The organism is Actinomarinicola tropica (assembly GCF_009650215.1).
Classification (GTDB): Bacteria; Actinomycetota; Acidimicrobiia; order Acidimicrobiales; family SKKL01; genus Actinomarinicola; species Actinomarinicola tropica.
The window spans coordinates 707,305-734,220 of the sequence record NZ_CP045851.1; the positions used below are offsets into that span (position 1 = coordinate 707,305).

General features: G+C 74.2%; 28 protein-coding genes. 13 read left to right on the top strand and 15 right to left on the bottom strand.

The features are described from left to right. Positions 1-25 precede the first annotated feature (25 nt). On the top strand, positions 26-616 hold the full coding sequence (locus GH723_RS03600) for a TetR/AcrR family transcriptional regulator (protein ID WP_153758364.1): 591 nt from the start codon (positions 26-28) through the stop codon (positions 614-616). On the opposite strand, the gene GH723_RS03605 is transcribed toward GH723_RS03600, so the two are convergent. Together GH723_RS03605 and GH723_RS03610 are read right to left on the bottom strand one after the other, a co-directional pair. Further along, complete coding sequence (locus GH723_RS03605; protein WP_229023031.1) at positions 574-1,281, bottom strand: PIG-L deacetylase family protein; 708 nt, start codon at positions 1,279-1,281, stop codon at positions 574-576. The two genes, GH723_RS03600 and GH723_RS03605, sit on opposite strands and share 43 nt — an antisense overlap. Further along, positions 1,278-1,940 (bottom strand): PadR family transcriptional regulator, encoded by a 663-nt coding sequence (locus GH723_RS03610; protein ID WP_153758365.1) that lies wholly within the window; start codon positions 1,938-1,940, stop codon positions 1,278-1,280. The genes GH723_RS03605 and GH723_RS03610 overlap by 4 nt, the downstream gene beginning before the upstream one ends. Positions 1,941-2,026: 86 nt before the next feature. Between GH723_RS03610 and GH723_RS03615 the strand changes: the two genes are divergently transcribed. Then, the gene (locus GH723_RS03615; protein WP_153758366.1) at positions 2,027-3,097 is read left to right on the top strand and encodes a class I SAM-dependent methyltransferase; all 1,071 of its coding nucleotides are present in this window, start codon (positions 2,027-2,029) and stop codon (positions 3,095-3,097) included. 16 nt (positions 3,098-3,113) lie between these two features. Here the strand turns inward: GH723_RS03615 and GH723_RS03620 are convergent, their stop codons facing one another. After that, a complete protein-coding gene (locus tag GH723_RS03620; RefSeq protein ID WP_153758367.1) occupies positions 3,114-3,902 on the bottom strand; it encodes an enoyl-CoA hydratase/isomerase family protein in 789 nt (262 codons plus the stop codon). Beyond that, a complete protein-coding gene (locus GH723_RS03625) occupies positions 3,899-5,488 on the bottom strand; it encodes a diguanylate cyclase (RefSeq protein WP_195210507.1) in 1,590 nt (529 codons plus the stop codon). Before GH723_RS03625 ends, GH723_RS03620 begins: the two co-directional genes overlap by 4 nt. Positions 5,489-5,575: 87 nt before the next feature. Here GH723_RS03625 and GH723_RS03630 point away from each other — a divergent pair, with 87 nt between their 5' ends. Genes GH723_RS03630 through GH723_RS03640 form a run of 3 tightly spaced genes read left to right on the top strand, consistent with a single transcriptional unit; the run spans position 5,576 to position 7,594 of the window. After that, positions 5,576-5,923: a GntR family transcriptional regulator gene (locus tag GH723_RS03630; RefSeq protein WP_153758369.1), complete on the top strand. Its 348-nt coding sequence runs from the start codon at positions 5,576-5,578 to the stop codon at positions 5,921-5,923. Next, positions 5,920-6,885 (top strand): hypothetical protein, encoded by a 966-nt coding sequence (locus GH723_RS03635; RefSeq protein WP_153758370.1) that lies wholly within the window; start codon positions 5,920-5,922, stop codon positions 6,883-6,885. The genes GH723_RS03630 and GH723_RS03635 overlap by 4 nt, the downstream gene beginning before the upstream one ends. Positions 6,886-6,904: 19 nt before the next feature. Next, on the top strand, positions 6,905-7,594 hold the full coding sequence (locus GH723_RS03640; protein WP_153758371.1) for an aspartate/glutamate racemase family protein: 690 nt from the start codon (positions 6,905-6,907) through the stop codon (positions 7,592-7,594). A 15-nt stretch (positions 7,595-7,609) separates the two neighbouring features. On the opposite strand, the gene GH723_RS03645 is transcribed toward GH723_RS03640, so the two are convergent. Further along, entirely contained in the window at positions 7,610-8,830 is a 1,221-nt protein-coding gene (locus GH723_RS03645; protein WP_153758372.1) for a M15 family metallopeptidase, read from the bottom strand. Between the two features lie 3 nt (positions 8,831-8,833). Then, on the bottom strand, positions 8,834-9,691 hold the full coding sequence (ygiD, locus tag GH723_RS03650; RefSeq protein ID WP_153761059.1) for a 4,5-DOPA-extradiol-dioxygenase: 858 nt from the start codon (positions 9,689-9,691) through the stop codon (positions 8,834-8,836). An 86-nt stretch (positions 9,692-9,777) separates the two neighbouring features. Between ygiD and GH723_RS03655 the strand changes: the two genes are divergently transcribed. Continuing rightward, positions 9,778-10,659 (top strand): phosphotransferase family protein, encoded by an 882-nt coding sequence (locus GH723_RS03655; protein WP_153758373.1) that lies wholly within the window; start codon positions 9,778-9,780, stop codon positions 10,657-10,659. A gap of 7 nt (positions 10,660-10,666) precedes the next feature. Here the strand turns inward: GH723_RS03655 and GH723_RS03660 are convergent, their stop codons facing one another. Beyond that, the gene (locus tag GH723_RS03660) at positions 10,667-11,227 is read right to left on the bottom strand and encodes a helix-turn-helix domain-containing protein (RefSeq protein WP_153758374.1); all 561 of its coding nucleotides are present in this window, start codon (positions 11,225-11,227) and stop codon (positions 10,667-10,669) included. A 74-nt stretch (positions 11,228-11,301) separates the two neighbouring features. Here GH723_RS03660 and GH723_RS03665 point away from each other — a divergent pair, with 74 nt between their 5' ends. From GH723_RS03665 to GH723_RS03680, 4 genes are read left to right on the top strand one after another with little or no spacing between them, the layout of a single operon-like run. Continuing rightward, positions 11,302-12,894 (top strand): bifunctional NAD(P)/FAD-dependent oxidoreductase/class I SAM-dependent methyltransferase, encoded by a 1,593-nt coding sequence (locus GH723_RS03665; RefSeq protein ID WP_153758375.1) that lies wholly within the window; start codon positions 11,302-11,304, stop codon positions 12,892-12,894. 54 nt (positions 12,895-12,948) lie between these two features. Continuing rightward, positions 12,949-14,475, top strand: coding sequence for a PP2C family protein-serine/threonine phosphatase (locus tag GH723_RS03670; protein ID WP_153758376.1), 1,527 nt, complete (start codon positions 12,949-12,951; stop codon positions 14,473-14,475). Next, positions 14,468-14,782: an antibiotic biosynthesis monooxygenase family protein gene (locus GH723_RS03675; RefSeq protein ID WP_153758377.1), complete on the top strand. Its 315-nt coding sequence runs from the start codon at positions 14,468-14,470 to the stop codon at positions 14,780-14,782. Before GH723_RS03670 ends, GH723_RS03675 begins: the two co-directional genes overlap by 8 nt. Next, a complete protein-coding gene (locus GH723_RS03680; RefSeq protein ID WP_153758378.1) occupies positions 14,779-15,786 on the top strand; it encodes a cobalamin B12-binding domain-containing protein in 1,008 nt (335 codons plus the stop codon). Before GH723_RS03675 ends, GH723_RS03680 begins: the two co-directional genes overlap by 4 nt. Positions 15,787-15,804: 18 nt before the next feature. Here GH723_RS03680 and GH723_RS03685 read toward each other — a convergent pair whose 3' ends face one another. After that, positions 15,805-16,581, bottom strand: a complete 777-nt coding sequence (locus GH723_RS03685; protein WP_195210508.1) for a siderophore-interacting protein — start codon at positions 16,579-16,581, stop codon at positions 15,805-15,807. Between the two features lie 110 nt (positions 16,582-16,691). Between GH723_RS03685 and GH723_RS03690 the strand changes: the two genes are divergently transcribed. Then, positions 16,692-17,603: an LLM class F420-dependent oxidoreductase gene (locus tag GH723_RS03690; protein ID WP_153761060.1), complete on the top strand. Its 912-nt coding sequence runs from the start codon at positions 16,692-16,694 to the stop codon at positions 17,601-17,603. A gap of 16 nt (positions 17,604-17,619) precedes the next feature. On the opposite strand, the gene GH723_RS03695 is transcribed toward GH723_RS03690, so the two are convergent. From GH723_RS03695 to GH723_RS03710, 4 genes are read right to left on the bottom strand one after another with little or no spacing between them, the layout of a single operon-like run. Beyond that, complete coding sequence (locus tag GH723_RS03695) at positions 17,620-18,582, bottom strand: undecaprenyl-diphosphate phosphatase (RefSeq protein WP_229023037.1); 963 nt, start codon at positions 18,580-18,582, stop codon at positions 17,620-17,622. Between the two features lie 43 nt (positions 18,583-18,625). Continuing rightward, positions 18,626-19,300, bottom strand: coding sequence for an NUDIX hydrolase (locus tag GH723_RS03700; protein ID WP_153758380.1), 675 nt, complete (start codon positions 19,298-19,300; stop codon positions 18,626-18,628). Between the two features lie 18 nt (positions 19,301-19,318). Beyond that, positions 19,319-20,191 (bottom strand): RNA polymerase sigma factor SigJ, encoded by an 873-nt coding sequence (gene sigJ / locus GH723_RS03705; RefSeq protein WP_153758381.1) that lies wholly within the window; start codon positions 20,189-20,191, stop codon positions 19,319-19,321. Then, positions 20,188-20,625: a carboxymuconolactone decarboxylase family protein gene (locus GH723_RS03710; RefSeq protein ID WP_153761062.1), complete on the bottom strand. Its 438-nt coding sequence runs from the start codon at positions 20,623-20,625 to the stop codon at positions 20,188-20,190. The genes sigJ (GH723_RS03705) and GH723_RS03710 overlap by 4 nt, the downstream gene beginning before the upstream one ends. Before the next feature lie 132 nt (positions 20,626-20,757). Here GH723_RS03710 and GH723_RS03715 point away from each other — a divergent pair, with 132 nt between their 5' ends. Continuing rightward, positions 20,758-22,404 carry an ABC1 kinase family protein gene (locus GH723_RS03715; RefSeq protein ID WP_153758382.1) on the top strand — a complete coding sequence of 549 codons (1,647 nt, stop codon included), beginning with the start codon at positions 20,758-20,760 and terminating at the stop codon, positions 22,402-22,404. Further along, positions 22,401-23,141: a DUF6544 family protein gene (locus GH723_RS03720; RefSeq protein WP_153758383.1), complete on the top strand. Its 741-nt coding sequence runs from the start codon at positions 22,401-22,403 to the stop codon at positions 23,139-23,141. The genes GH723_RS03715 and GH723_RS03720 overlap by 4 nt, the downstream gene beginning before the upstream one ends. Here GH723_RS03720 and GH723_RS03725 read toward each other — a convergent pair. The 3 genes from GH723_RS03725 to sigJ (GH723_RS03735) all read right to left on the bottom strand — a co-directional run bounded on the left by GH723_RS03725 (position 23,090) and on the right by sigJ (GH723_RS03735) (position 26,788). Beyond that, on the bottom strand, positions 23,090-24,154 hold the full coding sequence (locus tag GH723_RS03725; protein WP_153758384.1) for an HNH endonuclease signature motif containing protein: 1,065 nt from the start codon (positions 24,152-24,154) through the stop codon (positions 23,090-23,092). The genes GH723_RS03720 and GH723_RS03725 overlap by 52 nt on opposite strands. Positions 24,155-24,253: 99 nt before the next feature. Continuing rightward, positions 24,254-25,834 (bottom strand): gamma-glutamyltransferase family protein, encoded by a 1,581-nt coding sequence (locus GH723_RS03730; RefSeq protein WP_153758385.1) that lies wholly within the window; start codon positions 25,832-25,834, stop codon positions 24,254-24,256. Between the two features lie 39 nt (positions 25,835-25,873). Further along, positions 25,874-26,788, bottom strand: a complete 915-nt coding sequence (sigJ, locus tag GH723_RS03735) for an RNA polymerase sigma factor SigJ (RefSeq protein ID WP_153758386.1) — start codon at positions 26,786-26,788, stop codon at positions 25,874-25,876. Positions 26,789-26,916 lie beyond the last annotated feature (128 nt).

Sequence of the window (26,916 nt, forward strand, 5' to 3'; positions counted from 1 at the left end):
GTCACGGGTAACGTCGGGCGTCACCATGGACGTCCGCGTCGCGCGCACCCGCAGCAACGTGCTCCGTGCCGCCACCGAGCTGCTCGTGGAGGGCGGACCGGGCGCGGTGACGATCGACGCGGTCGTGGCTCGCTCGGGTGTGGCCCGCTCCACGATCTACCGCCACTGGGAGAGCCGCGACGAGGTGCTCTTCGACGTCATCGAGTCCTGCGCCCCCGAGGTCGACCCTCCCGGCGACGAGCTCGACTTCGAGGCCGCCCTGCGGGCCCTCGTCGACCAGGTGCGGCGGATGTCGAACGACCCCGAGTGGGCGCGCATCCTCCCCGCGCTGCTCACGTTGCGCTCGCAGCAGCACGACCTCGCCGACCTCGAGCGGCGGTTGGAGGAGCGCCAGAAGGAGGCGCTCGGTGCCGTGCTGCAGCGGGGCATCGACGCCGGGAGCCTGCCCGCCGACGTCGACGTCGAACAGGCCGGCGCCCTCCTCATCGGGCCGCTCGTGTTCGCCATGCTGATGGACCGACCGGCGATCGACGACGACTTCTGCGACCTCGTCGTCACCGGCTTCCTCTCCGGCTACGCCTCCCGCCACGCCTCGCGCGCCACCCACGCCCGGTAGGTGTCGAGGCCGAGCGCCTCGACCAACCCCGACGTCTGGCTCGCCTGGGCGCGGAGGGCGCCGACCTTGCGGTCGAGCAGCTCGTCGTCGAGGTGCACGTCGAGGGCGAGCTCGTGCTCCGGCGTGATCGGCGGACCCGACTCGTGGATCGGCGCGTTCACCTCGGCGAACTCGGCGGCCCAGTCCGGGGTGGTCGTGGCGTGGAGCACGCGGCAGCGGGCCCCGGTGGCGGCGACCGCCGCCTCGGCCCAACGACCGACGACGACGTGGTCGAGGTGGCCGGTCATCCCGTCGGGGCCGAAGGTGAGGATGGTGTCGGGGCGGACCCGCCGGACGACCTCGGTGATCAGCGCGACGCCGTCGGCGTCGTCGACCGTGGGCAGCCCTCCGTCGGGCAGCCCGAGGATCGTGTGGTCCTCGATGCCGAGGATGCCGAGCGCGGCGTGCAGCTCCTCGGCACGGATCGTCGCCAGGCGCTCCGGGGGCCAGCGCCGCGGGTCGGCGGACTCGCCGGCCTCGCCGGCGGTGGCGGTCACGCACGCGACGCGGTGTCCGGCGGCGAGGGCCGCCATCGCCGTGCCGGCCATCAGGTAGCTCTCGTCGTCGGGGTGGGCCCAGACGCCGAGCACCGTGCCGAGCTCGGCCGGGTCGCGTCGGACGGTCACGTCGCCCCCTCGTCGTGTCCGTGCTCGCTGAGCACGCCCCGGTAGAAGGCGACGGCGTCGGCGAACATGCGCTGGCTGCCGGCGGTGGGTCCCACGCCGGCGGTGGCGCCGGCCCAGGCATCGAGCTCGGCCTCGACGTCGTCGCACCACGCCATGAGGTTGCGCACGTGGCCGGCGAGCAGGTGGGCGTAGGCCGCGTTGAGGTGGGCCCGCTCGGGGAAGGGCGGGTGCTCGCCGACGTAGTCCTCGAGGACGGTGGCGGCGTCGGCGGCGACGTCGAGGCACCACGAGCGCGTCGCCGCGAGCGACGCCCGCAGGTCGTCCGCGCTCCCGAGGTCGGCCAGGAAGGTCCGCAGCAGCACCTCGAGCTCCATCTTCGGCTCGCTCGGCGGTTGCTGACCGAGCCAGGCCGTCACCGCCTCCCGTCCGGCGTCGGTGATCTCGTAGCGCGTGCGCGACCGGCCGCCGCTCTCCTCCTCGATGGCGACCGCGAGCCCGGCGTCGGCCAGCCGCTTGATCTCGTTGTAGAGGTTCGCCTCCGACCGCGGCCAGGCCCACCGCACGGCTCGCCGCATCTGCTGGGTCAGCTCGTAGGCGGTCCAGCTCCGCAGGGCGAGGAGCCCGAGCAGGACGTGTCCGGTGGTCGTGGGCGTGCGCATGGCTCTTGACAATACTCTACATTGGAGTATGAATGCACTACTCCAGTTTGGAGCATCACTCTGCCGTCCCCCACAGGAGGACCCCCATGACCACCGCACCCCCCGCCCCTGCCGTCGACGCCCAGCGGCTCGAGGACTTCATGTCCCGCGCCGTCGCCGACCTCGCCGCCGCCGAGAGCGCCGTCGCCGGCTACATCGGCGACCGCCTCGGGCTCTACCGGGCGCTGGCCGACGTCCCGAGCGCCACCGCGGCGGAGCTCGCCGCCGCCACCGGCACGCACGAGCGCCTGGTGCTCGAGTGGCTCCGCAACCAGACCGCGGGCGGCTACGTCGAGCACCGCGACGGACGGTTCCGGCTGCCGCCCGAGCAGGCCCTCGCCCTCGCCGACGACACGTCGCCGGTCTTCCTCGGCGGGGCGTTCGAGATCCTCGCCTCGGTCTGGGCCGACACCGCCAAGGTCGAGCGGGCCTTCCGCGGCGACGGCGCGATCGACTGGGGCGACCACGACCACCGCCTCTACCACGGCGTCGAGCGCTTCTACGGGCCCGCCTACCGCGGCAGCCTCGTCCAGGAGTGGCTCCCCGCCCTCGACGGCGTGGTCGACCGGCTCGCCGCCGGCGCCCGCGTGGCCGACGTCGGCTGCGGCTACGGCTTGACCACCACGATCATGGCCCAGGCCTTCCCCGCGTCGACCTTCGTCGGCATCGACGCGCACGCACCGTCGATCGAGGCGGCTCGCGACGGTGCCGTCGCGGCCGGGGTCGCCGACCGCATCCGCTTCGAGGTGCGCGACGCCGGCGACGTGCCGGCCGAGGGCTTCGACCTCGTCTGCATCTTCGACGCCCTCCACGACATGGGCGACCCCGTCGCAGCGGCGGCGTCCGCTCGTGCCGCGCTGGCCGAGGACGGGGTGCTGATGGTGGTCGAGCCGCGTGCCGCCGATGACCTCGACGACAACCTCAACCCCGTCGCCCGCATGTTCTACGCGGGGTCCACGTTCCTCTGCACCCCGAGCGCCCTGGCCCAGGACGGGCCGCACGCCCTCGGGGCACAGGCCGGACCCGCCGTGCTGACCGAGGTCCTGCACGCCGCCGGATTCACCGACGTGCGGGTCGCGGCCGAGACGCCGTTCAACCTCGTGCTCGAGGCGCGGTGATCGCCGACCGGCGCGCTCAGTCCCTGCGGAGCCGTCGAGCGTAGGCCCGAGCGGCGTCGCGGTACTCGTCCTCGGTGAACGACCAGTGCTGGTGGTCCGCATCGCCCCACCCGGCGAGCATCGCCGGGTGGGCGCGACCGATCGCCGCCGTCATCGCCCGGGTCATCGCCAGTGGTCCGGGTGGCACGGCGAGCAGCTCCTCCACGCACCTGTCGAGGGCGGCATCGAGCTCGGCGGCGGGCACGAGCCTCGACGCGAAGCCGCTGCGGTGCAGCTCCACGGCGTCGACGGCGCGGCAGGTCATGATCCAGTCACGGGCGGTCGGCAGCCCGACCTCGCGGACGAGCAGCGGGATCCCGGCCCAGGTCAGCGGGATGCCGATCGCCAGCTCGGGGATCCGCAGCAGCGTGTCGTCGGCAGCGAGGCGGATGTCGAACGCCGAGGCCAGCAGCGCACCTCCGCCGACGACGTGGCCGTGCAGGGCGGCGACCGTGGCCTGGGGGATGCGATCGAGCTGGGCGAGCAGCCGCTGCCAGCTCCCGGTGGCGTGACGGCGCTGCACCCAGTCGCCGTCGATGGGCGGGTAGGCCGTGCGCCGGAAGTCGGCGCCGGCGGAGAACGCCCGTCCGGCTCCCGTGAGCACGAGCACCGAGACCTCGGGCCGGTCCTCGAGCTCGTGGAGGAGGTCGGCGAACGCCCGGCGGAGCTCGTCGTCGAGCACGTTCAGGCGCTCGGGGCGGTCGAGGGTGACACGCACGATCCGGCCGGTCTCGACGATGGTCAGCCCGCTGGCGTCCTCGGTCATCGGCCGAGTGTGTCACCACCCTCGCGGCCGTGTCGGGAGCGCTTCACGTCGAACATCGCTGCGTCGGCCCGGCGGAGGAGCGCCATCGGATCGTCGCCCTCCTCCCGCCGCGCCCAACCGATGCTCGCCGACGGGGCCCACGTCGTGCCGTCGAGCTCGATGACGCGCCCGAGCGCGCCCACGGCCAGGCGCTCGGCGACGAGGTCACCGGCGGTCTCCGACGCGCCGCGGCACACGACGACGAACTCGTCGCCGCCGTAGCGACCCACCTGGTCGCCGGGCCGGACGGCCTCGGCCAGACGGCGGCCCACCTCCGCGAGCACCTCGTCGCCCACGTCGTGGCCGTAGGTGTCGTTGACCCCCTTGAACCCGTCGAGGTCGATGAACAGGACGAGCGTGCCGTCCGGGTCCTCGGCGAGAGCTCCCTCGAGGTCGGCGAGGATCTGCGTGCGGTTGGGGAGCGCGGTGAGCGGGTCGTGCGTGGCCCGCCGGTGCAGCTCCAGGGCCGCGGTGATGTCGGTGATCGACCCGACGATGCGTCGGTCGTCGTCGCGGCCGACGGCACGCCCGCGCAGGCTCAGCATCCGCTGCCCGTCGGCGCCGAGCAGCTCGACCGAGCGCGACGTCCGCCCCGGCGGCATCGCCAGGAACGCGTCGAGGTCGGCGTGGGAGTCCGGGTGGGCGACGGCGTGCAACGTCGCGGCGTCGCCGAGGTCGGGCATCGACTCGTCCCACTGGGCGTTGCGGAAGTCGATGCGGCCGTCGGCGTCGCAGCGGAAGACCGGCAGCGGCACCTCGTCGGCGACGAGGCGGAAGTCCTCGGCCAGGGCGGCGAGCTCCTGGCGGCTGCGATCGAGCGCCTCCTCGTTCGCCACCCGCTCGTCGACGTCGACGATGACCATCTCGACCTCGCCGTCGGGCAGGACGAGGAACGTGGACTCCACCCACACGGGGCGTTCATCGGCGCGCACCCAGACCTGGCGTGACGTGCGCGTCTGCTCCGGGTGCTCCCGCAGCTCGATCCAGTTCTCGACCGCGCCGGAGATCGACTCGGGGTGCACGAAGTGGGTGGCGTAGCGGCCGACGACGTCGTCGACGCCGTAGCCGAGCACCCCCTCGATCGATCCGCGCACCGCGCTGATGCGGCCCCGGGGGCTGAGGGTGAGGATGACCCAGTTGGTGGCGGCGTGGACGGCCGCCCCTCGCCCGGGCTCCGGGGGTTCGATCGGTGGACCGTCGACCAGCCGGACCGTGCAGAGGACGCCACCCACCTCGGGCTGGCGGGTGAGGTCCAACCAGGTGACCTGGGCGTGCAGCCACATCCCCGCAAACGAGATCCGGATGCGGCGCTCAACGACGACCCCGGGGTTCCACGTCGCCTCCATGAACGAGGCCACGAGGTCGGCGCGGTCGTCGGGGTGGGTGATCTCGAGGCTCTCGGTGGAGTTGGCCTCGCTGACGCCGAGCGACGCCCCGACGAGCCACTCGGGGGCGTCCACGTCCGCTCCGCTGCGGTCGCGCACGACCACCTGCGCGCCCTCGACGTGCGCGCGCAGGTCCTCCCGGCTCCAGGTGGGCGCATCCATACGCTGTACATCGGCCTCTGGGACGGCCACCTGAGGGCTCGACGAGGCCATGTGGAGTGCTGGCTTGTTCTAGCTACACTCGAACATGTGCTCATCCAGATCGACGAGTCGGCGAGCCTGCCGCTCTTCTCCCAGATCGCCGGCCAGGTCCGCCACGCCATCGCCGACGGCTCGCTCCGCGTCGGCGACCGCCTGGCGCCGGCGCGGGAGCTCGCCGCGTCGCTCGGCGTCAACATGCACACGGTGCTGCGCGCCTACCAGGAGCTGCGCGACGAGGGCCTGGTCGAGATGCGCCGGGGCCGCGGCGTCACCGTGTCGGCCGCGGCCCCCGACGTCGCCCCGCTGGTCGAGCTCGCCACCGCCTACATCGCCGCGGCGCGCCGCCGGGGCATGACCGACGACGCCGTCGTCGCCCACCTGAAGGAGCTGCTGTGACCCTCGCCCCGCGCCCCGCAGTGGGTCGATCCGTGCTGATCGTCGTCGCCCTGGCGCTCGTCCTGGCGACCGTGCTGCCGATCGTCGCCATCGGCGAGCTCCCCGACCCCCTGGCGACGCGGTGGGACGGCAGCGGCACGCCGACGAGCTCGGTCGGACGGACGGCGCTCGTCGCGGTGGTGGGTGCCACGGTCCTCGTCGCCGCCGTGGCCCTGGTGGCCCTCGCGCTGTGGCCGCGACCGCTGCGCAGCAACCAGGGCCCGGTGCTCGCCGGAGGCGCCGCCGCGGTGGGCGCCGTCCTCGCCCTGCCCCTCGTCTCGATCCTCCTCGCCAACCAGGGCGCCGAGGACTGGCGCGAGGTCGCCGGTCCCCCGGTGTGGGAGATCGCGCTGGTGATCCTCGGTTCCCTCGCCGTCGGTGCCGTCGCGGCCTGGGCGGCCTCCTCGCTCCCCTCCGTCGACGAACGCCCGGCGCCGACCCCGCCGCTGGACGCGCCCGAGGGCACCCAGGTGGCGTGGACCCGCGGGCTGTCGGTCGGTTGGGCGGCGTTGGCGTCCGGCGCCACGGTGGTCGCCGGCGTCGTCACCGCTGCGGTGGGATCGATCGGCGTCGGCCTCACGGTCGCCGTGGCCGGTGCGGCGACGAGCATCCTGTCGCGCATCCAGGTGTTCGCCGACCACCGGGGCCTCACCGTCACCTACGGCTGGTGGGCGTGGCCGCGCACGCGCATCCCCCTCGACCGGATCGCCTCGGCCGCGGCGATCGAGGTCGTCCCGTCGCAGTGGGGCGGTTGGGGGTACCGCGGCAGCGTCCGGCTGTTCCGTCAGGCGGCCGTGGTGCTCCGCAAGGGCGAGGGCCTCCGCATCGACCTCGTCGATGGCCGCCGGTTCGTCGTCACGATCGACGACGCGGCGACGGCGGCGGCCGTCCTCGAGCGGGAGCGCGTCCGGGCCGCCTCCTGAGGTCCGCGATGATGCAGCCATGCGGCGCATCGGACTCATCGGCGGCATGTCCTGGGAGAGCACTGCGGCCTACTACCGCCTGATCAACGAGGACGTCCGCGACCGGCTCGGCGGGCTGCACTCGGCGCGCCTCGTCCTCGACTCTGTCGACTTCGCCGACGTCGAGGCCCTGCAGGTGGATGGCCGTTGGGACGAGGCGGGGGAGCTGCTCGCCGGCTCCGCCCGGCGCCTGGTGGGCGCGGGCGCCGAGCTGGTCGCGCTGTGCACCAACACGATGCACAAGGTCGCCGACTCGATCGAGGAGGCGGTCGACGTGCCCTTCGTCCACCTCGCCGACGTCACCGCCGACGCGGTGCGCGCCGCCGGCCTCGGCCGCGTGGGCCTGCTCGGCACGGCGTTCACGATGGAGCAGGCCTTCTACCGGGATCGGGTGGCGTCACACGGCCTCGACGTGGTCGTGCCTGCGGCCGACGATCGGGCCCAGGTGCATCGGGTCATCTACGACGAGCTGTGTCGTGGCGTCGTCCTCGACGCGTCACGCCGCACCTACGCGGAGGTGATCGGCCGCCTCGTCGCCGACGGGGCCGAGGGGGTCATCCTCGGCTGCACCGAGATCGAGCTGCTCGTGCGCGCCGCCGACAGCCCCGTGCCGGTCTTCCCGACCACCGCGCTCCACGCCCGCGCCATCGTCGACGCCGCCCTGTCCTGACCTCCTGTCGGCCGGTCAGGGGTCGAGCTCGTAGTGGGCGGGGTCCGGGTACCGCCAGTCCCCGCCCCACTCGAAGCCGGCCTCGACCATGAGCTCGGTGAACCGGGGGTGCTGGGTGGCGAAGTCCCCACGAGGGTCGCCGTCGACGTTCACGTCGACCGCCAGCCCCCACGCGTGCTTCGACAACGGAGCCCCGGGGAGCATGCGACGTGCGTTCCAGCAGCCGGAGTAGGTCGCAGGGTCGACGGTGTGGGCGAGGCCCTCGGCCTGCAACTGGCCGAGCGCGCTCGTCAGCGGCTCGATCATCGCCCGGTGGCACCGGACGGGACCGAGGATCGGGACCTGCTCGGTCACGATGTTCTCCGCGACCCACGCCGGGTCGATCTCGACCTGGCGGCCCGACAGGTCCCGGTAGGCGAACTCGCCGAAGGCCAGCTTGATCTGCACGGTCGGTACGACGCTGTCGCCGTGGCGCAGCCGGGTCGTGTCGGCGGTGGTGCGGATGTTCACCGGGTTGGTGCCGGCCAGCTCGGTGAGCGCGGCGTCGAGGGTCGGTCGCTGGGTCGGGTCGTGGACGGCGAGCAGGAACCGCTCGACGCCCACGCCGAACCGGTCGGCGTCGTCGACGTGGACCACCAGCTCGGCCTCGGCGCCGCTGCGGTCCCCGACGATCCCGACGACGGTGACGGTGCCGCCCTCGAGCGCCAAGGTCCCGCCGACGTCGACGCCACGCAGCTCCGCCGACGAGGCGGTGAGCAGGCCCTCGCCGACGTCGAGGCCGTCGATCAGCTCGCGGTCGACGGGGTCGTTGACGAAGCCGGCGTAGGTGCCGGGTGCGACGGCGACGGTGTCGAGGGGGTACGCCCAGCCGGGTGGTGCGGCGTCCACGGCGGTGCCGTCGGCCTGCGCCGAGGCCGTCAGGTCGGCCTGGCCGCCGCGCACGACGGTGGTGCGCTCGACCTCGGGACGGGCCGCGGCGGCGTCGGCGAAGCCCGGTGGCAGGCCGCCGGAGGTCCACACGAGAAGGATGGTCGACTCGTCGACGACCGTCGTCGTCGTGGTGGGCGGTGCGCCGGTCGTGGAGGTGGGCGGTGCGCTGGTGGTGGTCGTCGTCTCGGCGTCGGCGGGGCTCGACGGGGATGCGCCGTCGTCCGAGCCGCGGGCGACCACCGCGCCGCTTGCGACCAGCGCCACGAGGAGGCCGACGACGATCCCGGCGAGTCGACGGCGTCCCATCGGCTAGAGGTTGGTCTGGTCGGCGGGGCGGTCGGCGCCACGCTGGTCGTGGCCCTCGCCCGTCGCCGGTTCGCCGCCTCCGGTCCAGTCGCCGTGCACGTCGAGCCCGTAGGCGGTCATCGAGATCGATCCCATGGCGTACCCGTCGACCAGGGTCGAGGTCGGGCGACCGGCGGACGCCGCCAGGCCCGCGAGGTAGGCGAGGGGCAGGAAGTGGTCGGGGGTCGGGACGGCCAGGTCGTAGGCGTCGTGGTCCTGGAGGCGACCGATCTGGGACGGGTCGTCACGTAGGACCTCGCGCGCCGCCTCGTCGAACGACCGCGCCCAGTCGTAGGCCGCGTCGGGACGGCCCCAGTCGACCATCCGCAGGTTGTGCACCACGTTGCCGCTGCCGACGACGAGCACGCCGCGCTCGCGCAGCGGCGCGAGCCGGGCGCCGAGCTCGACGTGGTCGTCGAGCGGCTTCTGGGCGTTCACCGCCAGCTGCACGACCGGGATGTCGGCCTCGGGGAAGGCGTGGGTCAGCACCGACCAGGTGCCGTGGTCGAGGCCCCAGCTGTCCTCGTCCTGGCCCACCCACGTCGGGTGCACGACGTCGGCGACCTCGGCGGCCAGCTCCGGGTCCCCCGGGGCCGGGTAGTCGACGGCGAACAGCTCGTCGGGGAAGCCGTAGAAGTCGTGGATCGTGCGCGGCCGGGCCATCGCCGTGACGGCGGTGGCGTTGATGTACCAGTGCGCCGACACCGCGAGGATCGCCCGGGGGCGGGGCACCGTGGCCCCGAACGTCTGCCACGCCTCGGTGTAGCGGTTGGCGTCGAGGGCGTTCATCGGGCTGCCGTGGCCGAGGAACGCTGCCGGCATGACCGGCTCGGGGGCCGAGGTCGCACTCATGGCGCCAGTGTGCCCCCGGACGCAGCGGGACGTGCGTCTCTCCTAGCGTGCCGGACATGGGCGAGCGACCCCCGCCGGCGACCCTCCGGTGGCTCGAGGCGGTCACGGGCGGCCGGGTGGCGCGGGTGCAGGCCCTGGCCGGTGCGACCACGTCGGACGTCCACGCCGTGCGCCTCGTCGCCCCGGACGGCGAGCGGCGCACGGTGGTGCTGCGCCGCTACGCCGTGCCCCGGGTCCTCGAGGAGGACCCGGGCATCGTCCGTCGGGAGGCCGAGGTGCTCGCGCTGCTGGACGGCTCCGAGCTGCCGGCCCCACGCCTGCTCGCCGTCGACGAGGAGGGTCGGGACGCCGACGTCCCCGCCGTCGCCATGTCGCACCTCGCCGGGCGGGTCGAGTGGGCGCCCTCGGACCTCGACGGGTGGCTCACCCGCCTCGTCGACCTGATGGCGCTCGTCCACGCGCACCCGGTGGCGGTCGCTCAGGTCCAGCCGTTCCGCCCGTACGCGCCAGCGTCGTGGGACCCGCCGCCGTGGCTCCGGGATCGTGGGGCGTGGGACGCCGCGGTCGCCCTCGCGCGTGAGCCCCGCCCGGAGAGCGCCACCGACGTGTTCCTCCACCGAGACCTGCACCCGGGGAACGTCCTGTGGCGCCGGGGCGAGGTCTCGGGACTCGTCGACTGGCCGTCGGCGAGCATCGGACCGCCCTCGGTCGACGTGGTCCACTGCCGGACGAACGTGCTGGTGCAGCTCGGCGTCGACGCCGCCGAGCGCCTCGAGGCGGTGTGGCGCGAGCGGACGGGGCTCGGGATCGACCCCTGGATCGAGGTCGTCATGCTGGTGGACGCCATGTGGTGGACGGAGCGGTTCCCGCGGCCACCGGCCGTGCTCCGCCACATGGAGGGCCTGCTCGGTCGGGCGCTGTCGTCGCTCGGCGGCTGAGGGCGCCTCAACCCGAGTGGACGTGGGCCCGCTGGCCGTCGCGGTCGACGATCATCACCACCTCCGCCGGACCGTCGACGGCCTCCATCGCGTGCGGCGTCATCGTGGCGAACTCCGCGGCCTCGCCCGTCTCGACGAGGATCTCCCGCTCGCCGAGCAGCAGGCGGACCCGCCCGTCGACGACGAACAGCCAGTCGTGCCCGGGGTGCACCTTCTGCTCCGGGCGGCGGGTGGTCGGCTCGATCCGCATCTTCATGGCCGTGGTGCTGCTCGTCGGCTGGCTGAGCATCCACACGGTGTGACCGCCCGAGCTCGTGGGGACCGGGCGGATGACGACGTCGTCGTCGGCGCGCACGTCGAGCAGTGCGTCGAGGCCGACCTGGAGCGCGGTGGCGAGAGGCAGGAGGACGTCGAGGCTGATCGTGCGCTTGCCCGTCTCGATGCGGCTGATAGTGGAGGGGCTGAGGTTGGTCCGGGCGGCGAGCTCGTCGAGCGAGAGGCCCATCGTCTGGCGCAGGCTGCGCAGCCGGGTGCGGACGAGGTGCTCGATCGCCGGGAGGTCGGTCATGGGCTCCACTCCGTCGTCTTGCGAATGCTGCAAGCTCAGTTGCAGCTGGCGGGAGGCACCGTAGCGTCCATCCCATGAGCGCACACCGACCCACCACCGTCGAACGCCACTGCGACGTCGCCGTCGTCGGCGGCTCGGCCGCGGGGCTCGCGGCCGCCCTCCAGCTCGGGCGCCAGCGTCGCTCCGTGATCGTCGTCGACGCCGGCGACCCGCGGAACGCCCCGGCCTCGCACATGCACAGCTACCTCGGCCACGAGGGGCTCCCGCCGTCGGAGCTGGTCGCGATCGGTCGCGAGGAGGTGCGCAGCTACGGCGTCGAGGTGGTGCCTGGCCGGGCCGTCGAGGTGCGCCGCACCGACGACGGCCGCTTCCGGGTCGAGCTCACCGGCGGCCACGTGGTGGTCGCGCGACGGGTCCTGGCCGCCACCGGGATCGTCGACGAGCTCCCCGACATCGACGGGCTCGCCGAGCACTGGGGCGGGGACGTGATCCACTGCCCGTTCTGCCACGGCTACGAGGTGCGCGACCGACGCATCGTCCAGCTCGTGACCCACCCCGCCGGCCTGCACCCCGCTGCGCTGTTCCGCCAGCTGACCCGACGCCTCGTGGTGGTGCTCCACGACGGGGTCGAGCCCGACGCCCCGGAGGTGGCCGCGTTGCGCGCCGCCGGCGTCGACGTGCGGTCGGTGCGCGCGCGGCGGGTCGTCGCCGGTGACGACGGTCATGTCGCAGCCGTCGAGCTCGACGACGGCGCACGGGTCGCCGCCGACGCCGTCGCCGTCGGCCCCCGGTTCCGGCCCCGCCTCGAGCCGTTCGCGTCGCTCGGCCTCGTCGCGGTCCCGCACCCGAGCGGTCTCGGCGAGGTCGTCGAGGTGGACGCGACGGGTGCGACGTCCGTGCCCGGCCTCTTCGCCGCCGGCAACGTGACCGACCCGAGCCTCCAGGTCCTGCCGTCCGCCGCCGCCGGCAGCCGGGTGGGCGGGATCATCAGCGCCGCCCTCGCCGTGGAGGACCTGCACGCCGCGGCCCGACCATCGGCGAACGAGGTCGACTGGGACCACCGCTACGGCGGCGAGCCGATGTGGAGCGGCAACCCGAACGGGTCGCTCGTCGCCGAGGTGGCCGGCATGCGTCCCGGGCGGGCGCTCGACGTGGGGGCGGGCGAGGGCGGTGACGTGATCTGGCTGGCCGAACAGGGCTGGCGGGTGACGGCGAGCGACATCTCGAGTCGTGCGCTGGCGCGGGTGGCGGCAGAGGCCGAGCGGCGGGGGCTGCCCGTCCAGCTGCGCCACGTCGACGCCAACGCCCTGGATGCGTTCGCACCGGGCGCTTTCGACCTGGTGTCCGCGCAGTACGCGTCGATCCCCCGGACGCCCGACGGGCGCGGCGTGCGCAACCTGCTCGACGCCGTCGCTCCCGGGGGCACGCTCGTCGTGGTCAGCCACGACCTCGAACCGATGCGGGTCCCGGTCGACACGCGCACCCAGAGCCGCCCCTTCGACCCCGACGCCTACGTGCGGGTGGAGGACGTCCTGGCTGCGCTCCACGGCGACGACGCCTGGGAGGTCGAGGTCCACGAGACCCGGCCGCGACCCCCCGGTGCGGCCTCGGCGTCGCACCACGTCGACGACGTCGTCCTGAGGGCCCGGCGATCGCCCCTCGGGTGAGGTCCGCCCACGTCCCCTGGGATCCGGGGCATCCGCCGGTACCCTCGTGTCCGGATGCCCCTCGACGACGCCCTCCTCCCCGCGCCGCCGGGCACCGATCCGTGGATCGTCATGTCGGCGGTGCCCCAGGGCATCGTGATCGTCGACGAGGACGACCGGGTGGCGTGGGCCAACCCTGCCGCCGTCGAGCTGCTCGAACGGCCGGCCACCGAGCTCGTGGGCGCCACGGCGGACCTCGTCGAAGGGATCGCGGCCGCTGCCGGCGTGCAGGTCGACCGACGCCCGACCCCGGACGGCGGCGGTTCCGTGCTCCTCCTCCGAGGCGACGACCGCGCCGCAGCCGAGACCTCCCTCCTCGGGGAGGCGAGCGACCGCCTGTCGGGGTCGCTGCACCTGGGACGCACGATGGCGTTGATCGCCGAGCTGGTGGTGCCCCGGATGGCCGACGCGTGCACCGTCGGGTTCGTCGAGGGCCGCGTCCTGCGCCGCACGGGGGCGGTCGTCACCGACGACGGCGGGGTCGACCACGTCGCGGAGGAGGACGTGCCGGTCTCGACCGCGGCGGCCCTCACCCGGAGGGCGTGGCGCACGGGGAGCGCCGAGCTCCACCAGGTGGTCGATCCCGGCGCGGCCGTCCCGGAGGGTGCGGCCTGGTCGACCCTCCGCGACCTCGAGCTCGGGTCGGCCATGGTCGTGCCGCTGCGCGCCCGGGGGGTGACGCTCGGCGCGCTGGTGCTGCTGCGTCGCACCGGCCGGGAGCCCTTCGGCGCCGCCGACCTCCGCCTGGCCGAGGCCTTCGCCCGGCGGGCGGCCATCGCCCTCGACAACGCCGCGCTCTACCGCGACCGCAGCCTCGTCGCCCGCATGCTCCAGCAGTCGCTGCTGCCGGCGCTGCTGCCCGACATCCCGCACCTCGACGTCGGTGCCCGCTACCGCCCGCTCGTGATGGTGAGCGAGATCGGCGGCGACTTCTACGACGTGTTCCCGACCGGTGGCGACCGGTGGGCGGTCGTCGTCGGCGACGTCTGCGGCAAGGGCCTCGGCGCCGCGGCGATGACGGGGCTCGCCCGCCACTCCGTGCGCACCGCAGCGATCCAGGCCGATGCCCCCAGCGGGGTGCTGGCCGCGCTCAACGACACGATCCTCTCCGAGGACGGGTCTCGCCACTGCACCGTCGTCTACGCCAACGTCGAGCCGACGCTCGGCGGCGCCGACGTCACGATCGCGTCGGGCGGGCACCCGCCGCCGTTCGTCCTCCGCGCCGACGGCGCGGTCGAGGAGGTGCCGGTGCGCGGCACGCTCCTCGGGGTGCTCCCCGAGCCGCGGCTCACCGACGTGGCGGTGCACCTCGGCCCCGGCGACTCGCTCGTCCTCTACACCGACGGCGTGATCGAGGCCCGGGTCGATCGACGGGAGTTCGGCGAGCCCCGGCTGCGCCAGACGCTGGCCGAGTCGCGTGGCCTGAGCGCCGACGCCGTCGCCGAGCACGTCCTGCAGGAGGTCGCCGACTTCGTGCGCAGCGACCAGACCGACGACATCGCCGTCGTCGTCGTGCGGGTGCCGGGAGGGTCCGATGCCTGAGCCGCGCGAGCCGGCGTTCGTCGTGTCGAGCGAGGTGCACGTCGAGGTGGACGGGGCGGACGGCCTCGAGGGCGCCTTCCGTGACCGCCTCGGCGCGGTCGACGGATGGCCCGGGTTCCGCCACCTCGAGGTGTGGCGCGACGTCACGCGCCCTGGCCAGTACCTGATGGTCTCGTGGTGGGACGCCCGTGAGGACTGGGTCGCGTACATGCGCAGCGACGCCCACGGCCGGTCGCACGCGCGGATGCCGGACGACCCCGCACCCCGCGCCGCCGGTGTGCGCCGGTGGGAGCTGGTGGCCGAGTGACCGACGTCGTGATGGAGCGCTACCTCGCCCGGCTCGTGGCCGGCGACCCGCACGGCGCGGTCGGCGTCGCGTCCGAGCTCATCGCTGCGGGCCGCTCGCTCGACCAGGTCGTCGAGGAGCTGGTGTGCCGCGCCCAGGTGGAGGTCGGACGCCGCTGGGAGCGCAACGAGTGGTCGGTGGCCCAAGAGCACGCCGCCACCGGGGCGAGCGAAGCGGTCCTCGCCGCGCTCGGTGCCCTGGCCGGGCCCGAGCGACCGACCTCGCAGGGGTCCCTCGTCGCCGTGTGCGTGGAAGGGGAGTGGCACACCCTGGCCCTGCGCGTCATCGCCGAGATCGTCGGCCGGTCGGGGTGGGACGTGACGTTCCTCGGTCCGTCGGTGCCAGCGGCCCAGCTCGCCCGGTACCTGCACGACCTCGGTCCCGACGGCCTCCTCCTCAGCTGCTCGGTGGCGCTCAACCTCGGCGGAGCCCGCCGGGTCATCGAGGCCACCCGGGAGACCGGCACCCCTGTGCTCGCCGGTGGGCGCGGCTTCGGCACCGACGACCGCCGGGCGCTCCTCCTCGGCGCCAACGCCTGGGCCGGCAGCGCCGTCGGTGCGGTCGAGGTGCTCGGCACCTGGTCCCGGTTCACCGATCCGGCCCCGCCGCTCACCCATGCCGGCTACGGCGAGCACCGCACGATCGAGCGGACCTCCGCCGACCTCGTCGATGCCTCGATGGCGGCGCTCGTCGCCGCGTTCCCCGCCGTCGCCTCCTACGACGAGGAGCAGGTGCACCGCACCCGCGAGGACCTCGGCTACCTGCTCGGCTTCACGTCCGCGGCGTTGCTCGTCGATGACGTCGACCTGCTCCACGAGTACGTCACCTGGCTCGACGCCGTGCTGTCCGCACGCGGGCTGCCCGAGCAGGTCGTCCCCGTCACGCTCGGCGCGGTCGCCACGGCGTTGGACGGGTCGCTGCCGCTCGCCGCCGCCATGGTGCGCGACGCCGCCTCGGCCCGCTGAGCACCGCGCTCGCCGCGCTCAGCTGCCCGCGCCGGCACGGCCGTGCTTCCAGTAGCCGCGCACGACCGTGCGGCTCCGTGGCACGCCCCGCTCGCCGAGCAGCTTGCGCAGCTTCTGCACCGCCGCCGCCTCGCCGGCGGCCCACACCACGACGTCGTCGATGAGGGGCTGCTCCTGCATCGCGGCGAGCATCGCCGCGCCGGGTGGGTCGTCGGGTGCCGCGACGCACCGCACCACCTCGGTGCCGTCGCGTCCCGGGAGCGACGGCTCGGCGTCGTCGTCGACCACCTCGAGGACGACGTCGACGTGGACGGCCGGCGGGAGCCACTCGAGGAGCTGGCCCACGGCGGGCACCGCGGACTCGTCGCCCACCAGCAGCAGCCGGGCGACCTCGGGGTCGGGGACGAAGCCGCGGCCCGGGCCGGAGACGGCGACCTCGTCGCCGAGCGGCTCCGCCTCGGCCCAGCGCGACAGCGCGCCGTCGCCGTGCAGCACGACCTCCACCTCGACGCGCCCGTGCTCGGGGTCGGGCGACAGCGGGGTGAGGGTGCGGATCGGCGGGCGCGCGTCATCCGCGAAGCGGAACTCGTTGCCGTTCCACGACGGCAGCTCGAGCGGTGTGCCCGGACCCTCGCGCGGCAGGAGCAGCCGCAGGCTGGCCGCCGGTTCGGGGGCGTCGAAGCCGACGAGGTCGTCCCCGGCGAGCGTCAGCCGCACCAGCCGCGGCGTGCGTCGGTCGACCGCCACCACCTCGGCGCGTCGGAAGTCGGGCGGCGGTCGGCGCAGTCGGTCCACGCTCCGATGGTGGCAGACACGGCCGTGACGGGACGGTCCCCCGTCCCGTCTACTGTCGGCGCACCAGCAGATCGCGCACCACGGGGGACGAGCACGTGACCGAGAACCGCATGCGGATGGGCCTGTCGTTGACGGAGGCCTCCGGTCCCGACGCCCTCGACCGGCTGCGGGAGCAGATCGCCGGCGCGGCGGCCGACGGCTTCGACTCGGCGTGGATGGCCAACATCTTCGGGCTCGATGCCCTCACCGCCCTCGCCGTCGCCGGTCGCGAGGTGCCCGGCATCGAGCTCGGCACCGCCGTCGTGCCCACCTACCCCCGCCACGCGGCCACCCTGGCCCAGCAGGCGCTCACCGTGCAGGCGGCGCTCGACGGGCGCCTGGCCCTCGGCATCGGCCTGTCGCACCAGATGGTCATCGAGAACATGTTCGGCTACTCGTTCGACAAGCCGGCCCGCCACATGCGCGAGTACCTCGAGATCCTGCTGCCGCTCCTGCGAGAGGGTCGGGCCAGCTTCACCGGCGAGACGATGAAGGCCGAGCTCGCCATGTCCGGCCCGCGCGAGCACGAGACGCCGGTGCTGCTCGCCGCGCTCGCACCGCGGATGCTCCACCTGGCCGGCGCCGTCGCCGACGGCACCATCCTCTGGATGACCGGACCGGACACGATCGAGAGCCACATCGTGCCGAAGCTCACTGCCGCGGCCTCGGACGCGGGACGGCCCGCGCCACGCGTCGTGTGCACCCTGCCGATCTGCGTCACCGACGATCCCGACGGGGCCCGCGAGCGCACCAGCGCCACGCTCACCATCTACGGCCAGCTGCCCTCCTACCGGGCGATGCTTGACATGGAGGGCGCCGCCGGACCGGGCGACGTGGCCCTCGTCGGCGACGAGGAGCAGGTGGCGCGCCAGATCGACCACCTGGCCGAGATCGGCGTGACCGACTTCGTCGCCGCCTGCGTCGGCGACCGCGACGAGATCGCCCGCACCCGCGAGCTGCTGCGGTCCCGCCTCGCGAACTGAGCGCCGGCCGGAACGCTCAGATGACGCCGGCAGCGAGGAGGCCGGCACCGACGACGGCGATCGCGATCCGGTACCACCCGAACACCTCGAGGCCGCGGCGCTCGAGGTAGGTGACGAGCCACCGCACGGCGACCGCTGCGGACACCAGCGCGGCCGCGAGGCCGACCAGGGGGGCGGCGAGCCCGAACTCGTCGACGATCGTGCCGCCCGAGTCCCACCCCTCGTAGACGGTGGCGATGCCCAGGGTGATGAGGCCGAGCAGGAAGCTGATCTCGACCGCCGCCACCGCGCCGAACCGGCGGCTCATCGCGGCGATGATCGTCACCAGGCTGCGGCTGACGCCGGGCCACAGGGCGAGGATCTGGACGACGCCGATGATCAGCCCGTCGCGCAGCGTGATGTCGTCGAGGGGCCGATCGCCGCTGCGTCCCTTGCGGCTCCACCACAAGATGACCAGGCCGCCGACGAACCAGGCGACCAGGGTCGGCCACATGCCGAAGAGGCGGTCCTTGATGAGGTCGCCGAACACGAACGCCGTGAGCCCCGCGGGCACGAAGGCAGCCACGAGCGCCAGCGCCAGCCGGCGACCGTCGTCGTCGTCGCTGCGGGGGACGAGCACGGCGCGCAGCGTCCGGGCGATCCGCTGCCGGTAGAGCCCGAGCACGGCGAGGATGGCGCCGAGCTGGATGACGATGGCGTAGGCGTTGGCGGCGTCGGTGCCCGCCTCGGTGTCGGTGAGGCCGAGGAGGTCGTTGACGACGTTCAGGTGGCCGGTCGAGCTGACCGGGAGGTACTCGGTGATGCCCTCGACCACGCCGAGGAGGAGCGCCTCGGGGATCGACAGCGCCTGGTCGCCCGACTCGACGACCGACCACGCGAGGACCGCCACCACGACGGCGAGGCCGACGCCGACGGCGATCCGGGGGAGGCGACGGGCGCGGACGCGCGGCGAGGTTCCGGTCTCGGGCGGGGGAGGCACGCCGACAGCTTCGCGGACGGGGCGGGTGGGCTCGGTCGCGGCCTCAGCTGCGCTCGTAGACCCAGCCGTCGGGGCGCATCCACAGGCGGTGGCGGGCCCCGCCCACCGTGGCGTCGGCCGTGTCGTAGCCGTCGTCGCCGTGCCACATGCACACCTGGACGTCGCCGCCCCGCCCGAACCGGGTCTCGTAGCGGGGGATCGGTCGCCGGGCCGCCGCCATGGCGATGACCTCGTCGACGGTGCCGGCCTCGGCCAGGTCGTGAAGGGTGACGAAGGTGGGCGGGGCGAGGTCGACCTCGCCCCGGTCCCGTCGGGCCATCACCTCGCGCGGTGACAGCCAGGCGTGGTCGTGGATCTCGTGGCCGTCGACGAGGACGTCACCGTCGGAGGCGCGGGCGACGAAGAACCACGTGGCGAAGCGCACGGGCGTCTCCGGCGGCGGTGTCCAGTGGGAGAACGGCACCAGTTCGTGGGGCTCGAGCCGCAGCGCGCACTCCTCGATCGCCTCCCGCACCGCGGCGCGCCGGGCCGGGACCTCGTCGTCGGGGTCGTCGTCCGTGCGGTCGTCGTCGTCGACCCGGCCGCCGGGGAACACCCACATGCCACCGAACGCGCCCTTGGAGCTGCGTCGCAGCATCAGCGTCTCGACCCCGCCCGGCTCGTCCCGCAGCAGGACCACGGTGGCCGCAGGACGGACGGGGGTGGGGGCCTCGGACATGGCGTCGATGATCCCACGTCAGGTGTCGACCCAGCGCAGCTTGCTGCGGTTCAGCACCCAACGGATCGCGGTGATGCGACCGCCGTGCACCTCGATCGTGCCGGCCAGGTGCGTGCCCGTCGGGGTGCGCACCACGAACCCCGGTTCGCCGTTCAGCCGGGCCCGTTCGATCGTGCCGGCGCCGAGCGCGGCGGGGCCCACGCGCCGGAGGAAGCGGGCGATGCGCTCCAGGCCCACGATGGGGTGGCGAGCCGCGCGCACGTCGGCGCCGCCGTCGCTGACGAGCACCGCGTCGGGCGCCAGCAGCTCGAGCAGGCCGTCGACGTCCCCGCCGCGTGCGGCGCGGAGGAAGCGGTCGAGGAGCACCTCGTGCTCCTCGGGGTCGGCCCGGACGCCTCCCTGCCCGTGGTTCGCGGCGAGGCTCCGTCGGGCCCGCGAGACGAGCTGTCGACAGGCCGCCTCGGAGCGGTCGAGCGTCGTGGTCAGCTCGCGGTAGCCCCAGCCGAACACGTCGTGCAGCACGAAGGCGGCGCGCTCGGCCGGCGACAGCGAGTCGAGCACGACGAGCATCGCGAACGAGACCGAGGCGGCGAGCTCCGCAGCGCGATCCGGGTCGCGGAGCGGATCGTCGACCACGGGCTCCGGGAGCCACGGGCCGATGTAGGTCTCCCGGGCGACCCGGGCCGACCGGAGGTGGTCGAGGGCGAGGCGGGTGGTGATCGTGGTGACGAGGGCCTCGGCATTGCGCGCCGGCTCCCTCGTCGTGGCGCGCAGGAACCGCACGAGGGCGTCCTGCGCGAGGTCCTCGGCGTCGGTCCGGCTGCCGAGCATCCGGTACGCGACGCCGACCGCCACCGCCCGGAGGCGCGCCTCGTCCACCTCGACGTTCATGCCGCGGCCAGTCCCGGGGGTTGGGCGTGGGTGGGGACCGCGACCCGGTTCCAGACGTTGATGGTCGCGATGGCGAGGAGCAGCCAGGCGGTGCCCTCCTCCCCGTGGGCGTCGACCGCCGCCGCCCAGACGTCGTCGTCCACGCCGTGCTCGCCGAGGCGGGTGACGGCGTCGGTCAGCGCCAGAGCGGCGCGCTCGGCCGGGGTGAAGAAGGGCGACTCCCGCCAGGTGGTGACGGCGAGCACCCGGCGCACGTCCTCGCCGCCGTCGAGCAGGTCGGTGCCGTGCATGTCGACGCAGTAGGCGCAGCCGTTGATGATCGAGGCCCGGACCTTCACGAGCTCCATCAGACGGTGATCGATGTGCGCCCGCACCTCGGTCTCGAGCGCGTGGACGGCGCGCACGCCCGCGGGAGCGATCTCGTGCAACGTCATGCGGGGGGCCATGGTGGTACCTCCTGTGGTGGGGACGGCCGGTCCGTCCTCACGAGGTACGACGGGTGGGGTGCGGATCTGTGACGCGTGGGGAGGGGAGGATCTCCACCCCACGGGGTAGGGGCGGGGCCCATGAGCACATCTCTGCGCGTGGGCCACCTCGGACGTTACGCACGCATCGCCGCCCTCCTCGTGAAGCACGGCCGTTCGGCCACGTTCGGTCCGCTGGGCGATCCGCCGCCCGTCGACGCCGACGACGACCTCGCCACCGAGGAGGACGCCCGAGCCCTGGTGGACGAGCTCGAGTCGATGGGCCCGACGTTCGTGAAGCTCGGCCAGGCGCTCTCGACCCGCGCCGACCTGCTGCCGCCGGTGTACCTCGACGCCCTCGCCGACCTGCGCGACGCGGTCGAGCCCATCCCCTTCGCCGAGGTCGAGCAGGTCGTCGAGCGGGAGCTCGGTGTGCGGATGTCCCAGGGGTTCCGGTCCTTCGACCACGAGCCGCTGGCGTCCGCGTCGCTCGGCCAGGTGCACCGCGCCGTGCTGCGCGACGGGCGTCCGGTGGCGGTGAAGGTCCAACGGCCGGAGATCCGCGAGCGCGTCGTCGACGACATGGACGTCATCGAGGAGCTGGCCGGCTTCGCCGCCGACCACACGAGGACCGGCCGCCAGCTCGGCTTCCGATCGTTGGCCCGCGAGTTCCGCCGCACGACGATGGCCGAGCTGGACTACCGCCGCGAAGCGTCGAACCTCCGACTGATGGGCGAGCACCTGGCGGAGCTCGACCTCATCTGGGTGCCCCAACCCATCGACGACTACACGACCTCGGCGGTGCTGACGATGGAGCTGGTCGAGGGCCGCAGCGTCGCCGCCCTCACCCCCGTCGGGCGCCTCGACGTCGACGGCGCGGCGCTGGCCGAGCAGCTGTTCCGGGCGTACCTGGAGCAGATCCTCCTCCACGGCTTCCTCCACGCCGATCCGCACCCCGGCAACGTGATGCTCACCGACGACGGTCGGCTCGGGCTCATCGACCTCGGCATGGTCGCCCACCTCGACGAGGCCACCCAGGACCACGTGATCCGGCTCCTCGGCGCGCTGAGCGACGGCGACGCGCCGAAGGTCGCGGTCGAGCTGCGCGAGATGTCGACCCCGCTCGATTCGTGGGACGAGACGGAGTTCCGGGAGCGGATCGGCCATCTGGTGCACACCTACCGCACCATCACGATGGCCGAGCTCGACGCCGGCCGCGTGGTGGGCGAGCTGGCGGCGATCGCCGCCGACTGCGGCCTGCGGCCCCCGTCGACGCTCACGCTGGTCGGCAAGGCGCTGCTGAACCTCGACCACGTGGTGCGCCTGCTCGACCCCGAGCTCGACCCCAACGAGCTCATCGAGCGCCACGTCGCCTCGATCGTGGAGCGACGGATGATGTCGGCCGCCTCCCCGGCGGCGCTCCTCTCCCTGGCCATGGAGGGAAAGGAGTTCGTCGAGCGGCTCCCCGGTCGGGTCAACAAGGTGATGGATGCGCTGGCCGAGGGGCAGATGACCCTGAACGTCCGCGGCATCGACGAGGCCGAGCTGATGCGGACCGCACGCGCCCTGGCCAACCGCCTGACCTCCGGCCTTGTCGTCGCGGCCCTCATCATCGGCGCCGCCATGCTCATGCGCATCGAGTCCGACTGGACGATCCTCGGGTACCCGGGCATCGCGATGGTGCTGTTCCTCGTGGCATCGCTGCTCGGGCTGTGGCTGGTCGTCACGTCGATCATGGAGGACCGATGATCGACCTCCCGGCCCTCGAGGCTCGCCTCGCCGTCCCCGCGTTGGCGGACGTCGTCAGCGAGGACGACCTGGCGGGCCTGCCCGAGCCGGCGGCGCGGTACCTGCGCCACGCCGCGCCCCCAGGGACGCCGATCGCGCGCGCCGCCCGCATCGAGATGGCCGGCCGGATCCGCATCGGCCGGTGGCTCCGGTTCCGGGCCCGCGAGGTGCTCGCCCCGCTGGAGGGGTTCGTGTGGTCGGCCAGGGTCGGCGGGGTGATCGTCGGCTCGGACCACTACGCCGACGGTGAGGGCGCGCTCGACTGGCGACTGCTCGGCCGCGTCCCGCTCGTGCACGCCGAGGGCGCGGACGTCAGCCGCAGCGCCGCCGGACGAGCCGCAGGTGAGGCGGCGTGGCTCCCGACGGTGCTGCTGCCCCGGTTCGGCGCGGAGTGGCGGGCCGACGACGACCGCCACGCCACGGTGACCTTCGCCGTCGATGGCCAGGAGCCGGTCGACGCCGACCTGGTCGTCGGCGCGGACGGCGAGCTGCTCGCCATGACCTACCGGCGCTGGGGCGACCCCGACGGCGCCGGGACGTTCGGCTGGCACGACTTCCGCATGACCGCTGAGGCGGAGGGTGACGTCGCCGGCATGCGGGTCCCGGTGGCCGGCCGCGTCGGATGGGGCGACACGGACTTCTTCCACTACGAGATCACCTCCCTGGCGCCCGTCCCCTCCGCCTGCGGCGCCGGCTGACCCGCCCCGCGCCCGCGGGCGCGGGCGCGGTTGTGGGGTCCGCAGAGGCGTTGGAGGTTGTCGAGGGTGGTGGGGCCGTCGTCGGTGTAGGGCTGGATGTGGTCGTACTGGAGGAAGTGCGTAGCTCTGCAGCCGGGGTGGGCGCACTCGGGGTGGGTCTGGTCGAGGACGCGGCGTTGGCGGCGGGTGGGGGTGCGTCGGCGGGGGCTGGCGTCGATGGGGTGGCGGGCGGTGTCGCAGAGCAGGAGCGAGACGAACGCGTCGGGGAGGAGCGCGGCGACGGCGTGGTCGGAGATGGGGGTGCCGTCGGCGAGGAGGGTGGGTTGGTCGCCGCGGACGTGGATGACGACCTCGGCGGTGACGGTCCCGCCGTGTGTGACGGTGTCAGCGAGGGCGTCGGCGCGTTGTTGGCGCAGCGACGCGCCCGCGGGCGCGTGGTTGGTCATGACCTGGTGGTCGATCGCGGCGGTGACGGTGGCGGCTTGTTGGGGGGTGAGTCGGGCGGTGAGGGTGACCATGCCGTCGGGGTCGGTGCGCCACGTGAGGGATCGTTGGGTGTGGTGGCGTCGGTCGATCTCGTCGGGGTCCTCGTGGCGGCGTGACCATGCGGCGATCGCGGCGCCCAACCGACCTGCCGGGGTGCACGCGGCGAGCTCCACCAGGACGACCGCGTCGTGGTCGGTGAGGTGGGGGACCAGGACGCGGGCCTTGGCGTAGGAGACCTCACCGGTCCGCATGGCGGCGTCCAGCACGTCGTGGTGGCGCAGGGCGCGGGCGACGCGGACCTGGGTGCGGGCGGTGCCGATGTCGATGTCGGCGACCTCGGCGAGCCACGCCGCACACGACAGGGCACCCCACGCCGCCCAGGTGCCACGGGCGTCGAGCTCGCCGACGAGGACCAACAGCTCGTAGGTGCCCGCCGACAGCCGGCCCGCCAACGCGACGATCTCGGCTTCGAGCCGCTCCGCTGCCATCTCCGCCACCGGCTCGGTGGCGTTTGCTCTCGTGTCCACGGTGCCGCCTCCGCTACGGTCGAACGTACGTTCGACTCTACCGAGGGGGTGTGACACCGAACCGCCCACAGACCGAGCCCCCACGCGCCCGCAGGCGCGTCACCAGGTGGCGGTGCCGCCCGTCAGCGCGCGCGGGTCGTGCATCCCCGCGAGCACGCCGTCCTCGCCGCGCTCGATGAGATGCGCGTGGCCGTGGTCCGTGCTCCACGCCGGGTCGCGCTCGACGACGTGGCCACGTGCCGCCAGCCCCTCGGCCCACGCCGGCGGCGCGTCGTCCTCGATCGCCACGGTGCCCGGGCCGCCGTCCGCCCACGTGTCGAACCCGCCGCTGCCCAACCGCCAGCGTGGTGCGGGCACGATCCGCCCGGCGCTCTGGTCGTGCAGCAGCAGCCGGGCGAGCATCTGCAGCACCACCTGGGGCTGGGTGTCGCCGCCCATCGTCCCGAGCACGGCCCGCAGGGACCCGTCGGTCCGCTGCACGAGCGCGGGCGAGAGCGTGTGCGGCGGCCGTCGACCGGGCGCCAGCTCGGCCGGGTGCCCGGGCTCGAGCGAGAAGCCGAGCCCCCGGTTGTGGAGGAAGATGCCGACCTCGGGCACCGCGATGTGCGCGCCCCATCCCCTGGCGTTGGACTGGATGAGCGACACCGCCTGGCCTTCGCCGTCGGCGGCGCAGAGGTAGATCGTGCCGCCGCCCTCGGCGAGCGGCGGCAGGTCGCCTCGCCGGTCGGGGTCGATCCGCGCCGCACGCGGCACGAGCCGCTCGTCGGCGAGCAGCGAGCACCCGTCGGCTGCGTCGTGCAGCACCGCCGGTCGGTCATGTCCGGCGAGCCGGCTGGCCTCGACGAGCAGGTGCACCCACTCGGCCGTGCCCGGTTCGGGGGCGTCGCCCGGGCTCATGCCCGCGAGCTCGGCGATGCGGGCGGCGGCGAGCGACAGGTAGCCCTGGCTGTTCGGCGGCACGGTCCAGGTGCGGTGGCCCCACACGTCCAGCCCGAGCGCCTCGACCCAGTCGGCCTGGGAGCGCCGGAGGTCCTCGGCCGAGAACAGCCCGTCGCCGACCCGCAGGAGGCCCTCGCCGAACTCGCCCTCGTAGAACGCCGCCCGCCCGCCATCGGCGATCGCGGCGAGCGTGCGCGCCACGCCCGGCCGGGTGATGATCGTGCCCGGCCGGATCGGTCCCCGCCGGTAGTCGTCGGCGCCGTCCACGTGGAGGATGCGGGGCACGGTGGCCGCCAGGTGCGGCGACGCGGGGAAGCCCTCGGCGGCGTACGCCCGGGCCGGTTCGAGCACCTCGGCCAGCGGGAGACGCCCGTGGCGCTCGTGGAGCGCCAGCCACCCGTCGACACAGCCGGGGACGGTCACGGTCTGGATCTCCTCGTCGAGCGGCATGCGGGTGTGCCCGGCGGCCCGCAACCGCTCGGGATCGGCCCCGCGGCCGGCTCGACCGCTGCTGTTCAGGCAGTCCGGATCGGACCCGTCGGCGTGGTGGACGAGCGCGAGCAGGTCGCCGCCCATCCCGCACATGTGCTGGGTGGTGACGGCGAGCACCGCGCTCATCGCGACGGCGGCGTCGGCCGCGCTCCCGCCCGCCCGCAGCACGGCGATGCCGGCCTGCGAGGCGAGGTGGTCCACCGAGCAGACCATCCCCTTCATCGAGCGGTAGGTGTGGAGCGACGGCATCCACACGTTGTACAGCGCAGCCGCCTCGCGCGCCGTGGGTCAGCGGCTCGGTGTCGACGCGTTCCACGCGCTCAGCTTCTCCGGGTTGACGACCACCCACAGGTTGCGGATGCGCGCGCCCTCGATCCCGACGGCGAGCACCACCACCGTCTCGCCGGCGATGCGGCCGGCGAGGCCCGGACGCCCGTTGACGGTGGTCTCGACCAGCTCGAGGCCGAGCTCGTCCCGCTTGCTCGCCAGGTTCGCGAGGTAGCGAGCCAGGCGCGGGCCACCGGTGATCGGGCGGCGCGCCGCGTTGACCAGCCCGCCCCCGTCGGCCACGACCGTGGCGTCGGGGTCGAGCAGGTCGACGAGGGCGGCGACGTCCTGGGCCTCCCACGCCCGGCGGAACGCGTCGACGATCGCCGTGTCCTTCGCCGACGGTGCGCCGGTACGCCCCGAGCGCTCGACGCGGCGCCGCGCGGACGTCGCCAGCTGGCGGCACGCCTCGGCCGACCGGCCGACGACCGTGGCGATGTCGGCGAAGGGGTAGCGGAAGACGTCGTGGAGTATGAACGCCACCCGCTCGGCCGGCGTCATCGCCTCGAGCACGACGAGCAGGGCCATGTTGACCGACTCGTCGAGCGTCACGCGCTCTGCCAGGTCGAACCCCAGTGGCGGCAGGGGCTCGGGGATCCACTCACCGACGTAGCGCTCACGCCGCGCCCGGGCGGACTTCAGCTGGTCGAGGCAGATGCGGCTGGCGACGGTCGTCAACCAGGCCACCGGCGACTCGATCGCCCGACGCTGCTCCTCGGACAGGGCGTACCACCGGGCGTAGGTCTCCTGGACGGCGTCCTCGGCCTCGGTCAGCGAGCCGAGGAGGCGATAGCCGACGTTCAGCAGGTGCCGCCGCTCGCGCGCCACGGCACCGTCGTCCTCGGGCTCGCGGGGTCCGTCGTCGGTGTCGGCCATGGGATCCCTCCTTGCCATGCATCTTCGACGAGTGAGGGGCCGCGGACGTGAGGTGTCGGCCCGACCTCACGATCTCCCGTGGCGGCTCGTCAGGTCGTCGTCACCTCCCCCCGACCCACGGAGCCACC